The organism is Lysobacter sp. P5_C4, from assembly GCF_054049695.1.
This window is the reverse complement of record NZ_JBFULX010000001.1, coordinates 683,729-701,200: the sequence shown is the minus strand read 5'-3', so window position 1 is coordinate 701,200 and position 17,472 is coordinate 683,729. Positions and strand designations below refer to the sequence as shown.

16 protein-coding genes and 3 tRNA genes are annotated in these 17,472 nt (G+C 66.5%); 13 read left to right on the top strand and 6 right to left on the bottom strand.

Annotated elements, in window-relative coordinates; all coding sequences use genetic code 11:
* Window positions 1–38: 38 nt before the first annotated feature.
* The 8 genes from tig (at window position 39) to ACXJJ8_RS03295 (ending at window position 8,999) form a co-directional block, all read left to right on the top strand.
* Window positions 39–1,334, top strand: a complete 1,296-nt coding sequence (gene tig / locus ACXJJ8_RS03330) for a trigger factor (protein ID WP_499026905.1) — start codon at window positions 39–41, stop codon at window positions 1,332–1,334.
* A 31-nt stretch (window positions 1,335–1,365) separates the two neighbouring features.
* Entirely contained in the window at window positions 1,366–1,992 is a 627-nt protein-coding gene (clpP, locus tag ACXJJ8_RS03325; protein ID WP_499026903.1) for an ATP-dependent Clp endopeptidase proteolytic subunit ClpP, read from the top strand.
* A gap of 117 nt (window positions 1,993–2,109) precedes the next feature.
* On the top strand, window positions 2,110–3,396 hold the full coding sequence (gene clpX, locus ACXJJ8_RS03320; RefSeq protein ID WP_499026902.1) for an ATP-dependent Clp protease ATP-binding subunit ClpX: 1,287 nt from the start codon (window positions 2,110–2,112) through the stop codon (window positions 3,394–3,396).
* Between the two features lie 288 nt (window positions 3,397–3,684).
* Complete coding sequence (gene lon / locus ACXJJ8_RS03315; protein ID WP_499026900.1) at window positions 3,685–6,111, top strand: endopeptidase La; 2,427 nt, start codon at window positions 3,685–3,687, stop codon at window positions 6,109–6,111.
* A 289-nt stretch (window positions 6,112–6,400) separates the two neighbouring features.
* Complete coding sequence (locus ACXJJ8_RS03310) at window positions 6,401–6,673, top strand: non-specific DNA-binding protein Hbs (protein WP_156641506.1); 273 nt, start codon at window positions 6,401–6,403, stop codon at window positions 6,671–6,673.
* Window positions 6,674–6,698: 25 nt separating this feature from the next.
* A tRNA-Val gene (locus ACXJJ8_RS03305) sits at window positions 6,699–6,773 on the top strand.
* Between the two features lie 78 nt (window positions 6,774–6,851).
* A tRNA-Asp gene (locus ACXJJ8_RS03300) sits at window positions 6,852–6,928 on the top strand.
* Between the two features lie 103 nt (window positions 6,929–7,031).
* Window positions 7,032–8,999 carry a SurA N-terminal domain-containing protein gene (locus ACXJJ8_RS03295; RefSeq protein WP_499026899.1) on the top strand — a complete coding sequence of 656 codons (1,968 nt, stop codon included), beginning with the start codon at window positions 7,032–7,034 and terminating at the stop codon, window positions 8,997–8,999.
* Between the two features lie 67 nt (window positions 9,000–9,066).
* On the opposite strand, the gene ACXJJ8_RS03290 is transcribed toward ACXJJ8_RS03295, so the two are convergent.
* The 3 genes from ACXJJ8_RS03290 to gloB form a co-directional block, all read right to left on the bottom strand.
* Complete coding sequence (locus tag ACXJJ8_RS03290; protein ID WP_499026897.1) at window positions 9,067–9,852, bottom strand: enoyl-ACP reductase FabI; 786 nt, start codon at window positions 9,850–9,852, stop codon at window positions 9,067–9,069.
* A 65-nt stretch (window positions 9,853–9,917) separates the two neighbouring features.
* Entirely contained in the window at window positions 9,918–11,129 is a 1,212-nt protein-coding gene (locus tag ACXJJ8_RS03285) for a lytic transglycosylase domain-containing protein (RefSeq protein ID WP_499027193.1), read from the bottom strand.
* A gap of 2 nt (window positions 11,130–11,131) precedes the next feature.
* A complete protein-coding gene (gene gloB, locus ACXJJ8_RS03280) occupies window positions 11,132–11,896 on the bottom strand; it encodes a hydroxyacylglutathione hydrolase (RefSeq protein ID WP_499026896.1) in 765 nt (254 codons plus the stop codon).
* A gap of 46 nt (window positions 11,897–11,942) precedes the next feature.
* On the opposite strand from gloB, the gene ACXJJ8_RS03275 reads away from it, so the two are divergent.
* The 3 genes from ACXJJ8_RS03275 to dnaQ are packed head-to-tail and all read left to right on the top strand — an operon-like array spanning window position 11,943 to window position 13,785.
* Window positions 11,943–12,605 carry a class I SAM-dependent methyltransferase gene (locus tag ACXJJ8_RS03275; protein ID WP_499026894.1) on the top strand — a complete coding sequence of 221 codons (663 nt, stop codon included), beginning with the start codon at window positions 11,943–11,945 and terminating at the stop codon, window positions 12,603–12,605.
* Window positions 12,602–13,057, top strand: coding sequence for a ribonuclease HI (gene rnhA, locus ACXJJ8_RS03270; protein WP_499026892.1), 456 nt, complete (start codon window positions 12,602–12,604; stop codon window positions 13,055–13,057). Before ACXJJ8_RS03275 ends, rnhA begins: the two co-directional genes overlap by 4 nt.
* Window positions 13,054–13,785, top strand: coding sequence for a DNA polymerase III subunit epsilon (gene dnaQ / locus ACXJJ8_RS03265; RefSeq protein ID WP_499026890.1), 732 nt, complete (start codon window positions 13,054–13,056; stop codon window positions 13,783–13,785). The genes rnhA and dnaQ overlap by 4 nt, the downstream gene beginning before the upstream one ends.
* 32 nt (window positions 13,786–13,817) lie before the next feature.
* Here dnaQ and ACXJJ8_RS03260 read toward each other — a convergent pair whose 3' ends face one another.
* Together ACXJJ8_RS03260 and ACXJJ8_RS03255 are read right to left on the bottom strand one after the other, a co-directional pair.
* Complete coding sequence (locus ACXJJ8_RS03260) at window positions 13,818–14,522, bottom strand: PP2C family protein-serine/threonine phosphatase (RefSeq protein WP_498963931.1); 705 nt, start codon at window positions 14,520–14,522, stop codon at window positions 13,818–13,820.
* Window positions 14,523–14,669: 147 nt separating this feature from the next.
* Window positions 14,670–15,077 carry a DUF6165 family protein gene (locus ACXJJ8_RS03255; protein WP_499026889.1) on the bottom strand — a complete coding sequence of 136 codons (408 nt, stop codon included), beginning with the start codon at window positions 15,075–15,077 and terminating at the stop codon, window positions 14,670–14,672.
* A gap of 129 nt (window positions 15,078–15,206) precedes the next feature.
* On the opposite strand from ACXJJ8_RS03255, the gene ACXJJ8_RS03250 reads away from it, so the two are divergent.
* A tRNA-Ser gene (locus ACXJJ8_RS03250) sits at window positions 15,207–15,297 on the top strand.
* 321 nt (window positions 15,298–15,618) lie between these two features.
* Here ACXJJ8_RS03250 and ACXJJ8_RS03245 read toward each other — a convergent pair.
* A complete protein-coding gene (locus tag ACXJJ8_RS03245) occupies window positions 15,619–16,683 on the bottom strand; it encodes a glycosyltransferase family 9 protein (protein WP_499026887.1) in 1,065 nt (354 codons plus the stop codon).
* A gap of 24 nt (window positions 16,684–16,707) precedes the next feature.
* Between ACXJJ8_RS03245 and ACXJJ8_RS03240 the strand changes: the two genes are divergently transcribed.
* Entirely contained in the window at window positions 16,708–17,472 is a 765-nt protein-coding gene (locus ACXJJ8_RS03240) for a 3-deoxy-D-manno-octulosonic acid kinase (RefSeq protein WP_499026886.1), read from the top strand.

Genomic DNA, 17,472 nt, shown 5'->3' with positions numbered 1-17,472 from the left:
CGTGGCCGGCCTGCCACCCTCAAGAAGAGCTCCCAGCAATGCAAGTCTCGGTCGAAACCCTCGGCAACCTCGAACGCCGCATGACCTTCCGCCTGCCGGCGGAGCGAATCGACACCCAGGTCGGTGGTCGCCTCAAGGAAATCGCGCGGACCGCGCGCATCAAGGGCTTCCGCCCCGGCAAGGTGCCGACCAAGGTCATCGAGCAGCGCTACGGCGACCAGGTCCGCCAGGAAATCCTCGACGGCATGCTGCGCGAAAGCTTCGACGGCGCCGTGCGCGAAAACGAACTCCGCCTGGCCGGCGCCCCGCGCATCGAGCCGAGCAGCGACGTGGCCGGCGAAGGCGAGCTGGCGTTCGTCGCCACGTTCGAAATCGTGCCGGACTTCGGCGACGTCGACGTCACCGGCCTGGAAGTCGTGCGCCACACCGCCGAAGTCGAAGACGCCGACATCGATCGCATGATCGACAACCTGCGCATGCAGCGCCAAAGCTGGAACCGCGTCGAGCGCGCGGCGAAGGAAAACGACCTGGTGACGATGGAGAACTTCTCCGAAGTCGACGGCGTTCGCCGCCCGCCGGAAGGCGCCGAAAAGGGCAGCACGGTCGTCGGTTCGGGCGCGATGCTCAAGGAAATCGAAGCCGCCGTCGTCGGCATGTCGCAGGACGAAGAGAAGACCGTGCAGGTCGACTTCCCGGCCGACTGGCGCATCCCCGAGTTCGCCGGCAAGACCGTGTCGATCACCGTCAAGGTGCTCGAAGTCTCCGAGCCTGTGCTGCCGGAAGTCGATGCCGCGTTCATCCGCAGCTTCGGCGTGAAGTCGGGCGAGGCCGAGCAGTTCCGCGCCGAGATCCGCAGCAACCTGGCGCGCGAGCTCAAGGGCGCGCTGATGCAGCGCCTGCGCAAGGAGGTCGGTGAGCAGCTGATCGCCAAGTACGCGTCGGTCGAGATGCCGCCGCGCCTGGTCGAAAACGAAGCGCGTTCGCTGGCCAACGGCATGGCCGACCAGGCCCGTCGCCAGGGGCAGCAGGTCGCCGTCGACCAGTCGCAGTTCATGGAGCCGGCGCGCAAGCGCGTGCTGGTCGCCCTGCTGGTGGGCGAGATCGCCCGCCGCAACGAGCTGCGCCTCGACCAGCGTCGACTGAACGAAACGATGCGCTTGATCGCATCCACCTACGAACAGCCAGAGCAGGTCATTGAGTTGTATCGCAACGACCCCCAGCTCATGGCTGGCCTGCAGAATCGCGTGATGGAAGAACAGGTGATCGATTGGATCGCCGAACGCGCGACGCACACGGAGCAGGCGCTATCCTTCCAGGATGCCATCCGCCAGTGACGGAAGGCGCCGCCAACGAGAACCGGACACCATGAGCCTCGAAACGAAAGCCCTGAACCTCGTGCCGATGGTGGTCGAACAGACCAGCCGCGGCGAGCGCGCGTACGACATCTATTCGCGGTTGCTCAAGGAGCGGGTGATCTTCCTCGTGGGCGGCATCGACGACCACGTCGCCAACGTGATCGTCGCGCAGATGCTCTTCCTCGAGGCCGAAAACCCCGAGAAGGACATCAGCCTCTACATCAACTCGCCGGGCGGCATCGTCACGGCAGGCATGGCGATCTACGACACCATGCAGTACATCAAGCCGGACGTGAGCACGATCTGCGTCGGGCAGGCCGCCTCGATGGGCGCGCTGCTGCTGGCCTCGGGCGCCAAGGGCAAGCGGTATGCGCTGCCCAATTCCCGCGTGATGATCCACCAGCCGCTGGGCGGCTTCCAGGGCCAGGCCACGGACATCGACATCCATGCCCGCGAAATCCTGACCCTCCGCCAGCGCCTGAACGAGATCCTGTCCCGCCATACGGGCCAGGCCCTCGAGACCATCGCCCGGGACACCGAGCGGGACAACTTCAAGAGCGCCGAGGCTGCGCGTGAATACGGCCTGGTCGACTCGGTCCTCGAGCGCCGGCCGGACGAATCGATCCAGGCGGCGTAAGTTGGGCTTCAGCCTCCTGATCGTGGAACCAAATCACTGCACCTTCGGCTCGGTGGACAACCGGGCCGCGGATGCTATTCTCGGGCCGCTTCCGTGTGGCCGCAGCAGGTGTGGGGAATGAGCGAAGACCGTCAAGGCCGAACCGGCGACAGCAACAAGATCCTGTATTGCTCGTTCTGCGGGAAAAGCCAGCATGAGGTCCGCAAACTGATCGCGGGCCCGAGCGTGTTCATCTGCGATGAATGCGTCGAGCTGTGCAACGACATCATCCGCGAGGAACTCGAGGAGAAGGCGCAGTCGGCGCGTAGCCACCTGCCCAAGCCCCGCGAGATCCTCGACGTGCTGGACCAGTACGTCATCGGCCAGTCGCGCGCGAAGAAGACGCTCGCCGTGGCCGTGTACAACCACTACAAGCGCATCGAGAGCCGGCAGAAGAACGACGACGTCGAACTGGCGAAGTCGAACATCCTGCTGGTCGGTCCGACCGGTTCGGGCAAGACGCTACTGGCCGAAACGCTGGCGCGCCTGCTCAACGTGCCGTTCACCATCGCCGATGCGACGACGCTCACCGAAGCCGGCTATGTCGGCGAGGACGTCGAGAACATCATCCAAAAGCTCCTGCAGAAGTGCGACTACGACGTCGAGAAGGCGCAGCAGGGCATCGTCTACATCGACGAGATCGACAAGATTTCGCGCAAGAGCGAAAACCCCTCGATCACGCGCGACGTGTCGGGCGAGGGCGTGCAGCAAGCGCTGCTGAAGCTCATCGAAGGCACCGTCGCCAGCGTGCCGCCGCAGGGCGGCCGCAAGCACCCGCAGCAGGAATTCCTGCAGGTCGACACGCGCAACATCCTGTTCGTCGTGGGTGGTGCGTTCGCCGGCCTGGACAAGATCATCCAGCAGCGTTCGACGGAAGCCGGCGGCATCGGCTTCGGCGCGAAGGTCAAGAGCGCCGAGCGCAAGACCGACATCGGCAAGGTGTTGTCGGAAGTCGAGCCCGAAGACCTGATCAAGTTCGGCCTGATCCCCGAGTTCGTCGGCCGCCTGCCGGTGGTCGCCACGCTCGAGGAACTCGACGAGCCGGCGCTGGTGAAAATCCTCACCGAGCCCAAGAACGCGATCAGCAAGCAGTTCCGCAAGCTCTTCGAAATGGAAGGCGTGGAACTCGAGATCCGGCCCGACGCGCTCACCGCGATCGCCCGCAAGGCGCTCAAGCGCAAGACGGGCGCGCGCGGCCTGCGCACGATCGTGGAATCGGTACTGCTCGACACGATGTACGAACTGCCGTCGCTGGAAAACGTCAGCAAGGTCGTCGTCGACGAGTCGGTCATCGAGCACAAGTCCGAGCCTTACCTGATCTACCAGACGCCGCCCGCCACGCCCAAGGCCGCAGGCGCCGAATGAGTCCCCGGACCGGCGTGGAACCCGCCGGTCCCTCCCGCCGCTGCATGAGTTCGCCCATTCCCCGGATGGGCGGCGAAGCCGCTTGTCCGGACAGCTGCGTGAACGCGTTCGGACACGGTCACGATTGCGCCTACGGGCGCTTGCATCCCCGTCTTTTGCGCCCCATAACCGAGGCTACGGCGTGCGGTGTGCACCGCGTTGACTCGCCCCCCGGTAAGGTCCGGGGAAGGTCGCGCCGAATTTCGTCCAACCCAGTTTCGACCCACTGAAATTCCAGCCGGAGATCCCATGACCCAGACCGCCGAAACCTTCGACCTGCCGGTGCTGCCGCTGCGCGATGTCGTGGTGTTTCCGCACATGGTCATTCCCCTGTTCGTCGGCCGCGACAAGTCCATCCGCGCCCTCGACCAGGCGATGGAAGCCGACAAGCGCATCCTCCTCGTCGCGCAGAAATCCGCCGACACCGATGCGCCGGGTGCGAAGGACCTGCACGAGATCGGCACGCTGGCGCAGGTGCTGCAACTGCTGAAGCTGCCCGACGGCACGATCAAGGTGCTGGTCGAAGGCCTCTCGCGCGCACGCGTCACCGAAGTCGAGGAACACGACGGCGCCCTGAAGGGCACCGGCGCCGTGGTCGAATCCGAATCCGCGCGCGAAACGCGCGAAGTGGAGGCGATCGCGCGCTCGCTGCTCTCGCTGTTCGAGCAGTACGTCAAGACCAACCGCAAGCTGCCGCCGGAATTGCTGCAGACCCTGAGCGGCATCGACGATCCCAGCCGCCTGGGCGACACGATTTCCGCGCACCTGGGCGTGCGCATGTCGGACAAGCAGAAGCTGCTGGAAGCACTCGACATCGGCGGCCGCCTGGAATTGCTCGTCGGCCTGGTCGAAGGCGAGATCGACGTGCAGCAGCTGGAAAAGCGCATCCGCGGCCGCGTGAAGTCGCAGATGGAGAAGAGCCAGCGCGAGTACTACCTCAACGAACAGATGAAGGCGATCCAGAAGGAACTGGGCGAGATCGACGAGGCGCCCAACGACCTGGACGAGCTCGCGCGCAAGATCGCCGAAGCCGGCATGCCCAAGCCGGTCGAAGCCAAGGCGAAGGCCGAACTGGGCAAGCTCAAGCAGATGTCGCCGATGTCGGCCGAGGCCGCGGTGGTGCGCAACTACCTGGAATGGCTGCTCGGCGTGCCGTGGAAAAAGAAGACCAAGGTGCGCAAGGACCTCAAGGTCGCGCAGGAAGTCCTAGACGCCGATCACTACGGCCTGGAGCGCGTCAAGGAACGCATCCTGGAATACCTCGCGGTGCAGGCGCGCGTGCAGAAGTTGCGCGGCCCGATCCTGTGCCTGGTCGGCCCGCCCGGCGTGGGCAAGACCTCGCTCGGCCAGTCGATCGCGAAGGCGACCAACCGCAAGTTCGTGCGCATGTCGCTCGGCGGCGTTCGCGACGAAGCGGAAATCCGCGGGCATCGCCGCACCTACGTCGGTTCGATGCCGGGCCGCATCGTGCAGAACCTCAACAAGGTCGGCAGCAAGAACCCGCTGTTCGTGCTCGACGAAATCGACAAGATGTCGATGGACTTCCGCGGCGATCCTTCGTCGGCGTTGCTCGAAGTGCTCGATCCCGAACAGAACAGCGCGTTCAACGACCACTACCTCGAAGTCGACCTCGACCTGTCCGAGGTGATGTTCGTCGCCACGTCGAACTCGCTCAACATCCCGGGCCCGCTGCTCGATCGCATGGAAGTGATCCGCATCCCGGGCTACACCGAGGAAGAGAAGCTCAACATCGCCCTGCGTTACCTCGTCACCAAGCAGCTGAAGGCCAACGGCCTGAAGGAAGACGAGCTGAAGATCTCCGAGAACGCGATCCGCGACATCGTGCGTTACTACACGCGCGAATCGGGCGTGCGCAACCTCGAACGCGAAGTCGCGAAGATCTCGCGCAAGGTGGTCAAGGAACTCGCGCTCGCCGGCCCGAAGAAGAAGTCGAGCACGGTCACCGTCACCTCGAAGAACCTCGACAAGTATCTCGGCGTGCGGCGCTTCGATTACGGCCGCGCGGAGCAGGAAAACGAGATCGGCCTGGTCACGGGCCTGGCGTGGACGGAAGTCGGCGGCGACCTGCTGCAGATCGAATCCACGCTCGTGCCGGGCAAGGGCCAGCTGATCCTCACCGGCCAGCTCGGCGATGTCATGAAGGAATCGGCATCGGCGGCGTTGTCGGTGGTGCGCGCGCGGACCGATCGCTTCGGCATCGACTTGGACTTCCTGACCAAGTTCGACGTCCACCTGCACGTGCCCGAAGGCGCGACGCCGAAGGACGGCCCGAGCGCAGGCATCGCGATGGCGACCGCACTGGTGTCGACGCTGACGAAGATCCCGGTCAAGGCGGATGTCGCGATGACCGGCGAGATCACCCTGCGCGGCAAGGTGCTGGGCATCGGCGGGCTGAAGGAAAAGTTGCTGGCCGCGATGCGCGGCGGCATCCGCACCGTGATCATCCCCGAGGAGAACCGCAAGGACCTCACGGACATCCCGAAGGCGGTGACCTCGGGCATGAAGATCGTGCCGGTGAAGTGGATCGACGAAGTGCTCGATCTGGCGCTGGAGCGCCCGCTCTCGCCCATCGGCGCCGCGAACCCCGCCGACGCGAAGGGCGAGGTGGCGCCGCCCGCCACGCCGCCGGCACAGCAGCACGACGTCACCCACTGAAGGCACTGAACGGTCGCGCCCAAGGCCCGGCACTGAACGCCGGGCCACTGAACATCGGTTCACCAATTGGCCATTGACAATCGAAGTATCCCGGAAACCGCGCAGTTGCGCGGTTTTCCGGTTGCCCGGGCCATACCCCGCTGGTATAACGACCGCGTCCGCCGCCAATGCGTGAAGCGCATTGCGGCTCGTCGACCGGGGAACGCCAGCCAGGATGCCCGCGCCAACCGCGCGCGCATCGGCCTGCCCCGGTCCCAATCCGCGGTTTATCTCCGGGAGTTCCCAACGCATGAACAAAGCCGAATTGATCGATGCCGTCGCCGAAGGCGCAGAACTGACGAAGGCCGATGCCGGCCGCGCGGTCGATGCCGTCATCGCTGCGATCACCAAGGCCCTGAAGAAGGGCGATACCGTCACCGTCGTGGGCTTCGGCACGTTCGCGGTGCGCAAGCGCGCCGCGCGCGAAGGTCGCAATCCGCGCACGGGCGAAACGATCAAGGTCGCCGCGTCGATGAACCCCGCGTTCAAGGCCGGCAAGGCGCTGAAGGATGCGGTCAACTGACCACCGGTGCAGGATCGATCGGGACGGGTGCTTAGCTCAGCGGTAGAGCGTCTCCTTTACACGGAGAGGGTCGGGGGTTCGATCCCCTCAGCACCCACCACCCGATGCCGATTTGCAATGAAGTTCCATCGAAGTGTTGCAGGAGCGAACTCAGCTCTTGTATGATTTCGGGCTCAGCGGAGTGGTAGTTCAGTCGGTTAGAATGCTGGCCTGTCACGCCGGAGGTCGCGGGTTCGAGTCCCGTCCACTCCGCCACTTGTTCCATGCAAAAGCGCCCGAAAGGGCGCTTTTGTTTTTTCCGGCGCGCGCGCGCCGAAGCGGCTAAACTGCCGGGCTCACGAATTCGTCACCGCCGCCCATGCTGCAGAAACTCCGCGACAAAACCTCCGGCTGGATCGCTTCGGTCATCCTCGGCCTGCTCACGATTCCCTTCGCCTTCTTCGGCGTCGAGCAATACATGCAGCAGCAGAATGAAGACTGGGTCGCAAAGGTGGAAGCTCCGCCGACGTGGTGGGAGGGCGCGCCCAACGTCTGGCCCGTCTCCTATCTGTGGACGAAGGACGAAATCAATTCGCGCGACTGGCGCCAGCAACTCGAGCGCGCCCGCGCCGAGCAACGCCAGCAGCTCGGCGAGAATTACGACCCGCAGGTGTTCGATACCGCCGAGAACAAGCGCGCGATCCTCGAACAACTCATCGACCAGCGCGTGCTGAAGATGGCCTCCGGCCGCGCCGGCGTCGCAGCGAGCGATGCGCAGGTCAAGCGCGCGATCCTGGAGATGCCGGTGTTCCAGGTCGACGGCAAGTTCAGCCCCGAGCGTTACCAGATCGCGCTCGCGTCGCAGAACCTCACGCCCAAGGGTTTCGAGAACGAAGTGCGCGAAGGGCTGGCGGTGGACACCTTGCCGCAGGGCCTGGCGGCATCGGCGTTCGTCACGAATTCCGAAATGGACCGCCTGCTCAGGCTGCTCGCCGAAGAGCGCAGCGTGGCGTGGGTGCAGTTGCCGGCCCCCCCGCCGGACAACGGCCCGGTCTCGGGCAAGGAAATCGATGCGTACTGGGCATCCCATCGCGACGAATTCCGCGCGCCCGAACAGGTGACGATCGAATACGTCGACATCGACGCCAATGCACTCACCGTGCCGCCGGCGGACGAAGCCACGCTGCGCCAGCGCTTCGACAAGGAAAAGAGCGGCTTAGGCAGCGGCGGCGAACGCCTCGTTTCGCACATCCTGGTCGCGGTCCCGGCCGACGCCACGCCCGCGCAGCAGCAAGCTGCCGAAGCAAAGGCGAAGCAGCTCGCAGCGCAAGCGAAGGCACCCGGTGCGGACTTCGCGGCGCTCGCGGCCGCCAACTCCGATGACGGCCTGTCGAAGGGCAAGGGCGGCGACCTGGGTTGGGTCGGCAAGGGCGTGATGGAAAAGCCGTTCGAAGACGCCGTGTTCGCGATGCAGGGCGGCCAGGTCGAAGGGCCGGTGCGCACGCAGTTCGGCTGGCACGTGTTGCAGGTGCGCGAAGTCAAGGGTGCGACCGAAGCGAACTTTGACGACGTGCGCGCCCGCCTTGCCACCGAGCAGGCCGACGCCGATCGCGAACGCATCTTCAACGACATCTCCACCAAGATGGTCGACCTGGTCAACAAGAACCCGACCGCGCTCGATCCGGCCGCCAAGGCCGCGGGCCTGGCGGTGAAGACGCTCGGCCCGTTCCCGCGCGGCGGCGGTCCCGGCATCGCCGGCAACCGTGCGGTGCAGCGTGCGGCGTTCGCCGATTCGGCGATCCAGGATGGTTTGGTCAGCGACACCATCGAAGTGGGCCCCGACCACGTGGTCCTGTTGCGCGTCACGCAGCACACGCCTGCGCGGGAACTGCCGCCGGCGCAGGTGCGCAACCAGATCGTCGCGGCAATCCGCGTCGAGCGGACGCAGAAGGCCGCGCAGGCCCTCGCCGATGCGATGGTCGCCAAGCTCAAGGCCGGCACCCCGCTCGCTGCCGTCGCCGCCGAACGCGGCCTGGCCCCGACGTCGATGCCGAACGTCCAGCGCGGCGCGCCGCTGCCGTCGCGCGAAGCGACGGAAGCCTACTTCTCCGTGCCGGCGCCGGCCGCTGGCAAGGTCTCGCCCGGCAGCGTCCGCCTGGGTGACGGCAGCCACGTTGTGTTCGCCGTGGACAAGGTCGTCGCGGGCGATCCGGCGAAGGCGACGGCCGAAGAACGCGCACAGTTGCAGCGCCAGCTCGCGCAATCCGGCGGTACCGACGATGCCAAGGCCTACGTCTCGACGATGCGCAAGTCGATGAAGGTGCAGGTGGCGGAAGAGCGGATGTAAGCGCGCCGCAAGCTGCAACAAAAAAGCCCGGCATCGCCGGGCTTTTTTTTCCCACGCTGCGGTCGGATCACTCGATCCCGGTCATCCCGAGAATGTTGTACCCCGCGTCCACGTACGTCACTTCCCCGGTCACGCCCGCGGCGAGATCCGAACACAGGAAGGCAGCGACGTTGCCGACGTCCTCGATCTTCACGCTGCGGCGCATCGGTGCATACGCTTCCACGTGGCCGAGCATCTTGCGGAAGTTCGCGATGCCGGCGGCGGCGAGCGTCTTGATCGGGCCGGCGGAGATCGCGTTGACGCGCGTGCCTTCCGGACCGAGGTTGAGCGCGAGGTAGCGCACCGTGGCTTCCAGGCTGGCCTTCGCCACGCCCATGACGTTGTAGTTCGCCAGCGCGCGCTCGGCACCGAGGTAGCTCAGCGTGACGATGGCGCCGTTGCGATGGGCCATCATCGGGCGTGCGGCGTTGGCCATCGCGGCGAGCGAGTAGGCGGAGATCTCATGCGCGATGTTCCAGTTCTGGCGCGTCAGGCCGTCGAGGAATTCGCCTTCGATCGCTTCGCGCGGCGCATAGGCGATCGCGTGCACGAGGATGTCGAAGGAATCCCAGTGCTGCTTCAGCGCATCGAAACAGGCGGTGATCTGCGCGTCGTCGGCGACGTCGAGCGGAATGACGATGTCGCTGCCGTATTCCTTCGCGGCGTCTTCCACGCGCGATTTCAGTTTTTCGTTCTGGTAGGTGAAGGCGAGTTGCGCGCCTTCGCGGTGCATCGCCTCGGCGATGCCGCTGGCGATGGAGCGCTGGCTGGCGACGCCGGTGATCAGCGCGCGTTTGCCCTGCAGGAAACCCATGGAACCTCCGATGTTGCGGCGCGCCGGCGGGGCGGCGGGGGCGACAAGTGTGCCTGCGCCGCGCCTCAGGGGCCAGCCGCCGCGGAGGCCGATGCGTCTTCGGCATCGATGCGCAGCACCATGCCCGGGCGTATCTTCGCGCCCTTGTCGAGCTTGTTGCGCGCGATGAGTTCGCGGGTCGCCACGCCATAACGATGGGCGATGACCGAGAGGGATTCGCCACGCGCGACCTTGTGCGAACGCGGCTGCGCGCCCACGGCCAGCACTTCGCCGACGACGGGGGAGGGCAGCGTTTGACCGGCCGGTTTGACGGGCGCATCCAGCGCGACACGCACGCCGTCGTCCATCGGCACCGGTGCGAGCACGCGCAGGGCGCCCTCCTTGCGCGCGACGACGCGGCCGCCTTCGAACGCAGGATTGAAGCGGCGCAACTGTGCCGCATCCAGGCCCCGCATCTGCGCGAACGCATCCAGCGACTTCACCCCGGAGGGCAGCACCTGCGCGTCGAGGTGCGCGACCGGCCGATCGAGCGAACGCATCCATTCTTCGCGGTCGTCGGCCTGTTCGAGCAGGCACGACAACGCGCGCAACTTCTGCACGTAGGCATGCGTGATCGGCGAGAGGCCGGGCAGCGTTTCGGGTTTGGCGTTGCGTGCGTTCTGGCCTGCGCGGCGCAGCGAAGAAAGCACGCGATATTCGCCCGCGTTGTATGCCATCACCGCCAGGCGCCAATCGCCCGCGAACATGCCGTGCAAGGTCTTGAGGTAACGCACCGCCGCGCGGGTGGAATCCACCGGCGACAGGCGACCGTCGTAACCGGTGCGCATCGCGACGTCGTGGTTGCGTGCGGTGGTCTGGATGAACTGCCACAGGCCGGCCGGGCCGCTCGGGCTGCGCGCGCCGGCCTTGTAGCCGCTTTCGACGAAGGGGATCAATGCGTATTCGGTCGGAAGGTCGGCTTCGCGCACGGCATCGACGACGTAGCCGAACAAGGGCAGGACATCGTCGTTCGCGCTGGCCATGCGGCGTGGTGCATTCGCGAAGTGCTGCTTCCAGCGCGCGTTGCCGCCGGACGGGCAGGTGGGGTCGGCGAGGCCTTCGCGGAAGCTGGCGTAGATGTCGCGGCCGCTGCGCGTGTTGCGTGTTGCGAGGATGTCGTCGACCGGCGCCTGTTCGGCGCCCGGTGGCGTCTTGGGGATTTCCTGCGAGCCCGCCGATGCGATCGGCGCCGCGAGCGCGAGGCTCGCGGCAAGTCCGAACGCGAGGCGCCGGCGCAAGCTCATGCGCGGAACCCGTCTTTCCAGCGCCGCAATTCGGCGAATGCATCCACGCGATCGAGCAACCCTCGGCCGACGTGTTTCGAGACCGCACCGCGCACCTCGGGCACGTCGATGCGCAGGAAGGGATTGCACGTGCGTTCGTCGTCGAGCGTGGTGGGCACCGTGGGCTGCGATGCCAGGCGCAGGCGCTGCGCTTGCGTGCTGCGATCCTGCAAAGCCGCATTCGACGGGTCGACCGTCAGCGCGAACGCTGCGTTCGCGACGGTGTACTCGTGCCCGCAGCAAACCCGCGTCGAACCCGGGAGTGCGGCAAGGCGGTCCAGCGAGTCCAGCATTTGCATCGGGCTTCCCTCGAACAACCGGCCGCACCCGAGGCTGAAGAGGGTGTCCCCGCAAAACAAGACTTGATGGCCGTGGAATGCGATGTGGCTCACGGTGTGGCCCGGAATCTCATGGACCTCGAAGACCCAGTCGTCGATGCGCGCGGTGTCCCCGGCGCCGACGCGCTGCGTGGCGGTAGCGATCCGGTCGTCTCGCGGCCCGATGACCGGCAGGTCGGGTCGCTCGGCGAGGAGGGCGGGCACCCCGCCGATGTGATCGTGGTGGTGGTGCGTCAGCAGGATGCCGCGCAGCGACAGGCCTTCGCCCATGGCGCGCAGGACCGGGCCCGCTTCTCCCGGATCCACGACAAGCGCCGCCCCGTTCTCGTCGACGAGCGCCCAGATGTAGTTGTCCTCGAACGCCGGAAGCGGTCGCAATCGCATCGATGGCCTCTCCACGCGGAAGGGGGCATCCCGCAGAATAGGGACCATGCCGCTCCCCGGAACGCCCCGTCAACCTGAACAAGCCCCGCTCGCGGGCGCCTGGTTCGCCACCGTTGCAGGTCGCGCCGTGCTCGACAGCGAGGACGAGATCGTTCGCAAGGCCGCCTCCGAGCGGCCGGGCCAGCCCTGGCTGCGCCTGATGCCGGTGGAAGGCCTGGCGGCGCTCGGCGAACGCGAGCTCCCGTTCCATGTCGCCGGCGGCGCGTTCCACGGCCCGGTGCGCTGCGCGTTGCCGTTGCCGTTCGCCTCCGACTCGATGGGCACCGCCGTCCTCCAGCACGTCGCCGATGGCGCGGTGCTTCCCTCGGCGCTGCTGGAGGAAGTCGCGCGCGTCCTCGTGCCTGGCGGTCGCCTGTGGCTGCTCACGCTGAACCCGCTCGCGCCCTATCGGATGCGCTGGCTCCGCCAGGGACCCACTGCTTCCGAACCCGTCCGCTGGCGTCGCCGCCTGCGCACCGCCGGCCTCGAGCCCGAAGCGGTGTCGCAAGGCGTGGGACCCCGTTGGAATCCCATTCCCAACGCGTCCCTGCAACAGGGCGCAGGCATGCGCGCCGCCTTCCTGCTGCGCGCGGAAAAACGCGTCGTGCCCCTGATCCCGATCCGCCCCCGTCCCCTCGTGCGTCTGTCCAACGGCGTGCCCGCCGCATGACGGGCAAGCAGGTGGAAGTGCATACCGACGGCGCGTGCCTCGGCAATCCCGGTCCCGGCGGATACGCGGCGTTGCTGCGTTACAAGGGGCGCGAGCGCGAAGTCGTCGGCGGCGAAGCGCACACGACGAACAACCGCATGGAACTCATGGCCGCGATTTCCGGCCTGGAATCGCTCAGCGAAGCCTGCACGATCGTCCTGTTCACCGACTCGCAGTACGTTCGCCAAGGCATCTGCGACTGGATGCCGAACTGGGTGCGCAGGAACTGGAAGACAGCGGCAGGCGATCCGGTCAAGAATCGCGACCTGTGGGAGCGCCTGCACGCCGCCACGCAGCGCCACACCATCGACTGGCGTTGGGTGAAGGGGCACAGCGGCGATCCGGACAACGAGCGCGTCGACCAACTCGCGCGCGACCAGGCACTGAAGTTCAAGGGGATGGCGACGCAATGAGGCAGGTGGTGCTCGATACCGAAACCACGGGCTTGTCCTGGGACAAGGGCAATCGCGTGGTGGAAATCGGTTGCGTCGAACTCGTGGAGCGCCGCCCGACCGGCCGCACGTTCCAGCGTTACCTCAAGCCCGATTGCATCTTCGAACCCGGCGCGCAGGAAGTCACCGGCCTGACGCTGGAGTTTCTGGCCGACAAACCGAAGTTCGAAGAGATCGTCGATGAATTCCTCGCCTTCATCGAAGGCGCGGAACTCGTGATCCACAACGCCGCCTTCGACCTGGGCTTCCTCGACTACGAACTGTCGCGGATCGGCGCGCACCTGGGGTGCGTGCGCGATCGCTGCAACGTCGAAGACTCCCTCGCACTGGCGCGCCAACGTTTCCCCGGCCAGCGCAACTCGCTCGATGCGCTGTGCCGCCGCCTCGGCGTAGACAACTCGCATCGCCAGTTGCACGGCGCGCTGCTCGACGCCCAACTGCTCGCCGAGGCCTACCTTGCGCTGACCTCGGGGCAGGGCGAGATCGGCTTCGCCGCCGCCGAGGATCCGGCGCGCGCTGTGGTCGCCGAATTCGCCGCCAGCGGCGGACCGCGCCCGCGCATCACGGCCACCGTCGACGAACTGGCCGCGCACGATGCGCGGCTGGCCACCCTTCGGAAGAAAGCCGGCCGCGCGGTCTGGGATGTCTTGCTGGAAGAAGACGAACCGGCCGTGCTCCTGCCCGCGTAACACCGGGTGGAGTAGCCCCTTCGCAGAGCGAATCAGTGGCGCCGGACCAGCACCACGGTCACGTTGTCCGATCCACCGCCGTCCAGCGCCGCCGCCACCAGCGTATCGACGCACTCCTGCGCGCTACATTCGTCGTGACCGAGCACGTCGGCGATGTTGCCGTCCTCGACTTCCTCGGTCAGCCCGTCGCTGCACAACAGCAATTGCATGCCCGGGCGCAATTCGCCGGTCATGGTTTCGACGTTGAGCTGGTTCGGATCGGTCACGCCCAGCGCCTGCGTCACCACGTTGCGATGCGGATGGCTGCGCGCCTGTTCGGCGGAGATCGCGCCCTGCGCGATCAACTCCTGCACGTAGGAATGATCCTGCGACAACTGCGCCAGGTGCCCTTCGCGCCAGATGTACACGCGGCTGTCGCCGACCCAAGCGACTTCGAAACGATTGCCGGAAATCCGCGCGGCGACGACGGTGGTGCCCATCGGCAGCGCGTCGTTGCGACGGCGCGAAGCGCGGATGATTTCTTCGTCGGCGATGCGGATCGCCTGCGCGAGCGGCGTGCCGTCGCGCACTTCGCGCACGATCGTCTCGCGCGCCAGCGCACTGGCGACCTCGCCGTATTCGTGGCCGCCCATTCCGTCGGCAACGAGCCACAACCCCAGCTCGCTGTCGCCGTAGTAGGTGTCCTCGTTCAATTCCCGACGCAGGCCGACGTGGGTCAGGTGTCCGAATTCGATCATGGCGGAAGACGAGGAGGGAGGGCCCGCGAGGGGAGTTGCATTCATCAACGGCATGATCGTTGCGATCCGGCCGTGCATGCCACGCGAACCTCCCGAACCGCGGAGGCCGTCACGTTGTCCGTACGCCACCCCACGGAGCCGGCGCCTTCAGGGCGCGGCGCCGGAGCGGTAGTCCTGGTACGACTTCTCCTCGACGTAGGCCGAGCCCAGCGCGAGGTTGATGTCCTTCTTGATGCGGGCGCGTTCGTCGTTCTCGAAATACACGCTGCGCGCAAGGCGCACGAATTCGGCGTCGAAGGCCTGGTCCTTCTCCTTCACCCGAATGTCATCCTCGATCACCCAGAGCCGTTCGTTCACGGCCTTGAGGTCGGCGCGCAACTTGGCGACGTCGCCGCCGGCGGCCGGATGCGCCATCCAGGTCTTCTCGAGTGCGGAGAGTTCGTTACGGACGTTCGCCAGCTTGGCGGGGTCGGTCATGCGCTCGGACTTGATCTGCAGGATCGCGATCTTGTCGAGGAGTTCGCCGTAGGAGACCGGGACCAGGAGTTCGGACATGGGCGCGCCGCGATGAGGGAACGGGGGCGCACAGTCTACCCGCGCTTGTCCCGCGCGAGGCACACGCTTATCATGCACGCCCCGCAGCCCGGCGGCTTTTGCAGAAACGCCCGGGCACGCCCGCTTCCAGGAGAGGTGGCAGAGCGGTTGAATGTACCTGACTCGAAATCAGGCGTGCGTTTATAGCGCACCGAGGGTTCGAATCCCTCCCTCTCCGCCATAAAAGAAAACGCCCCTGAACGGGGCGTTTTTTTTATGCCAAAGCAACAGCCGCACTCGGTCTGACGCCTCGCCACGTGACGTGGTGTGGTGCCCTTGTCGCTCCACGGACGCGGCATCCTGCCCACCGAGTCGCGAGCGCGCGGCCATCCATGGCCGCGCTCCAGTGCACCACACCACGTCACGCAGCGAGGCTCACCGAGATTCAGTTGTCGTCCTCTTCGATTTGCCAGGACGACGATCCGGCCAGTGCGAAGCTTGCTTCGCACCCACGGATGAAGGCTCGGGCGAAAGCGGAGGGGAGCGCCTCAGAAAGCGACGGCTAATACCGCCCAGCCCGCCGATCCGCGCAAAACCGTTCGAACGCCTGCACCGCATCGTCCACGGTGATCAGGTCCATCGCGCCTTCGCGTTCGATCTTGGTTCCCCACGGCAGTTCGTCGGCCGATTTGCCGAGGAACTTGCGCGCGGCGGCGTCGTAACGATCGACGCAATAACGCAGGTCCGAATACGGCCCGCTGCGGCGCGGATTGCTCGGCGCGTGCAGCCCCAGCACCTTGGTGCCCATTGCATTGGCGATGTGCGTCGGGCCGGAGTCGGGTGTCATCACCAGGTCCGCGCGAGCGAGCAGCGCCGGCAACTGTTTCAAGGTGTCCTTGCCCACGAGGTCGAGCGCGGGGGACTGCATCGCAGCGAGGATCGCGTCGGCGACCGAACGTTCCAATGCACTGCGCCCGCCGCAGAGCACGACGCGCCACCCTTTCGAGACCGCGTGATCGGCCACCGCCGCGTAACGCTCCGCGCGCCAGTTACGCAGCACGTGGCTCGAACACGGCGACACGACCAATGTCGGCGCCCCGTCTTCGTCCCATTGCGCCCGCGCCCAGTCGTGCGCCGACTCGGGCACCGGCATGTTCCAGACCACTTCGTTCTGCACGATGCCCAACGGCTCGCAGAAACTCCCGATCGCATCGAGCACGTGGATGCCCGGGCGATCGGCGATGCGTTCGTTGACGAACAAACCGTGCAGATCCTTCGAACGCGCGGCGTCGTACCCGATGCGACGCTCGGCCGGGATGCAAGCCGAGAGCAGGTTCGCGCGCATCGCCACCTGCATCAGCAGCAGCGCATCGAACTTCCGGCCGGCCATTGCCCGGCGCAACGCCAACATGCCACCGAGCCCGCTGCGCTTGTCGTAGACGAGGAACTCCACGCCCGGCAGCCCCTCCAGCAACTTGAACTCGCCCGTACCCACGACCCAGGTGATCGCCGTCTCCGGCCAGGCCTGGCGCAGCGTGCGGACCAGCGGAACGACATGGGTCACGTCGCCCAGCGCCGAAAGGCGCAGCAGGCACAGCGAGCGGGGAGGGGGCGACGTTGCAGGCACGTTGCTTGCTAGACTCGTTGGGACATGGCCGCGTTCGACGCAAATGAAAGCCTGACGCCGTTCCGCGAGGGACTGGGGTATGGGGCGATTCTGTTCGACCGCACGCACCTGCGGCAAGCAGGCGTGGAGCACGCGGTGCCCGAATGGTTCGATCCACAGCACTGGGGCAGCCACGCCCACCCGGTTTCATCGGGCGGGCGCGGGGCGGCGTGGTTCGTCGACGGGCCCTTCGGCGGCGCGGTGTTGCGGCATTACCTGCGCGGGGGCCTGGCCGCGCGCATCAGCCGCGACCGCCACCTCTGGCGCGGCAACGACCGCGTGCGCAGCTTCGCCGAGTTCCGCCTGTTGCGCGCACTGCGCAAGAAGCAGTTGCCGGTGCCTGCACCGATCGCCGCGTATTACGTGCGCAAGGGCCACCGTTATCGCGCGGCGATCCTGCTCGAACGCATCGAACACGTGCATTCCCTCGGCCACCGCGCGAACACCCCCGGCGACACCGCCCCATGGGAAGCGGCCGGACGCCTGGTCGCGCGCTTCCACCGCGCCGGCCTCGACCACGCCGACCTCAACGCCCACAATCTGCTCTTCGACGACGCGGGCAATGGCTGGATGATCGACCTGGACCGCTGCGTGCTGCGCATCCCCGCCACGAAATGGCGTGAACGCAACCTCGCGCGCCTGAAGCGTTCACTGCTGAAACTGCGCGGCGAGCGCGGCACCGACGACGTCGAGCGGGACTTCGATCGCTTGCGCGAGGCCTACGAAGCGCAATGGAACAAGGGCTACTGA

Bases quoted from the DNA above. Each gene is read 5' to 3' on its own strand.
- tig (WP_499026905.1), top strand. From the start codon at position 39: ATGCAAGTCTCGGTCGAAACCCTCGGCAACCTCGAACGCCGCATGACC.
- clpP (WP_499026903.1), top strand. From the start codon at position 1,366: ATGAGCCTCGAAACGAAAGCCCTGAACCTCGTGCCGATGGTGGTCGAA.
- clpX (WP_499026902.1), top strand. From the start codon at position 2,110: ATGAGCGAAGACCGTCAAGGCCGAACCGGCGACAGCAACAAGATCCTG.
- lon (WP_499026900.1), top strand. From the start codon at position 3,685: ATGACCCAGACCGCCGAAACCTTCGACCTGCCGGTGCTGCCGCTGCGC.
- ACXJJ8_RS03310 (WP_156641506.1), top strand. From the start codon at position 6,401: ATGAACAAAGCCGAATTGATCGATGCCGTCGCCGAAGGCGCAGAACTG.
- ACXJJ8_RS03295 (WP_499026899.1), top strand. From the start codon at position 7,032: ATGCTGCAGAAACTCCGCGACAAAACCTCCGGCTGGATCGCTTCGGTC.
- ACXJJ8_RS03290 (WP_499026897.1), bottom strand. From the start codon at position 9,852: ATGGGTTTCCTGCAGGGCAAACGCGCGCTGATCACCGGCGTCGCCAGC.
- gloB (WP_499026896.1), bottom strand. From the start codon at position 11,896: ATGCGATTGCGACCGCTTCCGGCGTTCGAGGACAACTACATCTGGGCG.
- ACXJJ8_RS03275 (WP_499026894.1), top strand. From the start codon at position 11,943: ATGCCGCTCCCCGGAACGCCCCGTCAACCTGAACAAGCCCCGCTCGCG.
- rnhA (WP_499026892.1), top strand. From the start codon at position 12,602: ATGACGGGCAAGCAGGTGGAAGTGCATACCGACGGCGCGTGCCTCGGC.
- dnaQ (WP_499026890.1), top strand. From the start codon at position 13,054: ATGAGGCAGGTGGTGCTCGATACCGAAACCACGGGCTTGTCCTGGGAC.
- ACXJJ8_RS03260 (WP_498963931.1), bottom strand. From the start codon at position 14,522: ATGATCGAATTCGGACACCTGACCCACGTCGGCCTGCGTCGGGAATTG.
- ACXJJ8_RS03255 (WP_499026889.1), bottom strand. From the start codon at position 15,077: ATGTCCGAACTCCTGGTCCCGGTCTCCTACGGCGAACTCCTCGACAAG.
- ACXJJ8_RS03240 (WP_499026886.1), top strand. From the start codon at position 16,708: ATGGCCGCGTTCGACGCAAATGAAAGCCTGACGCCGTTCCGCGAGGGA.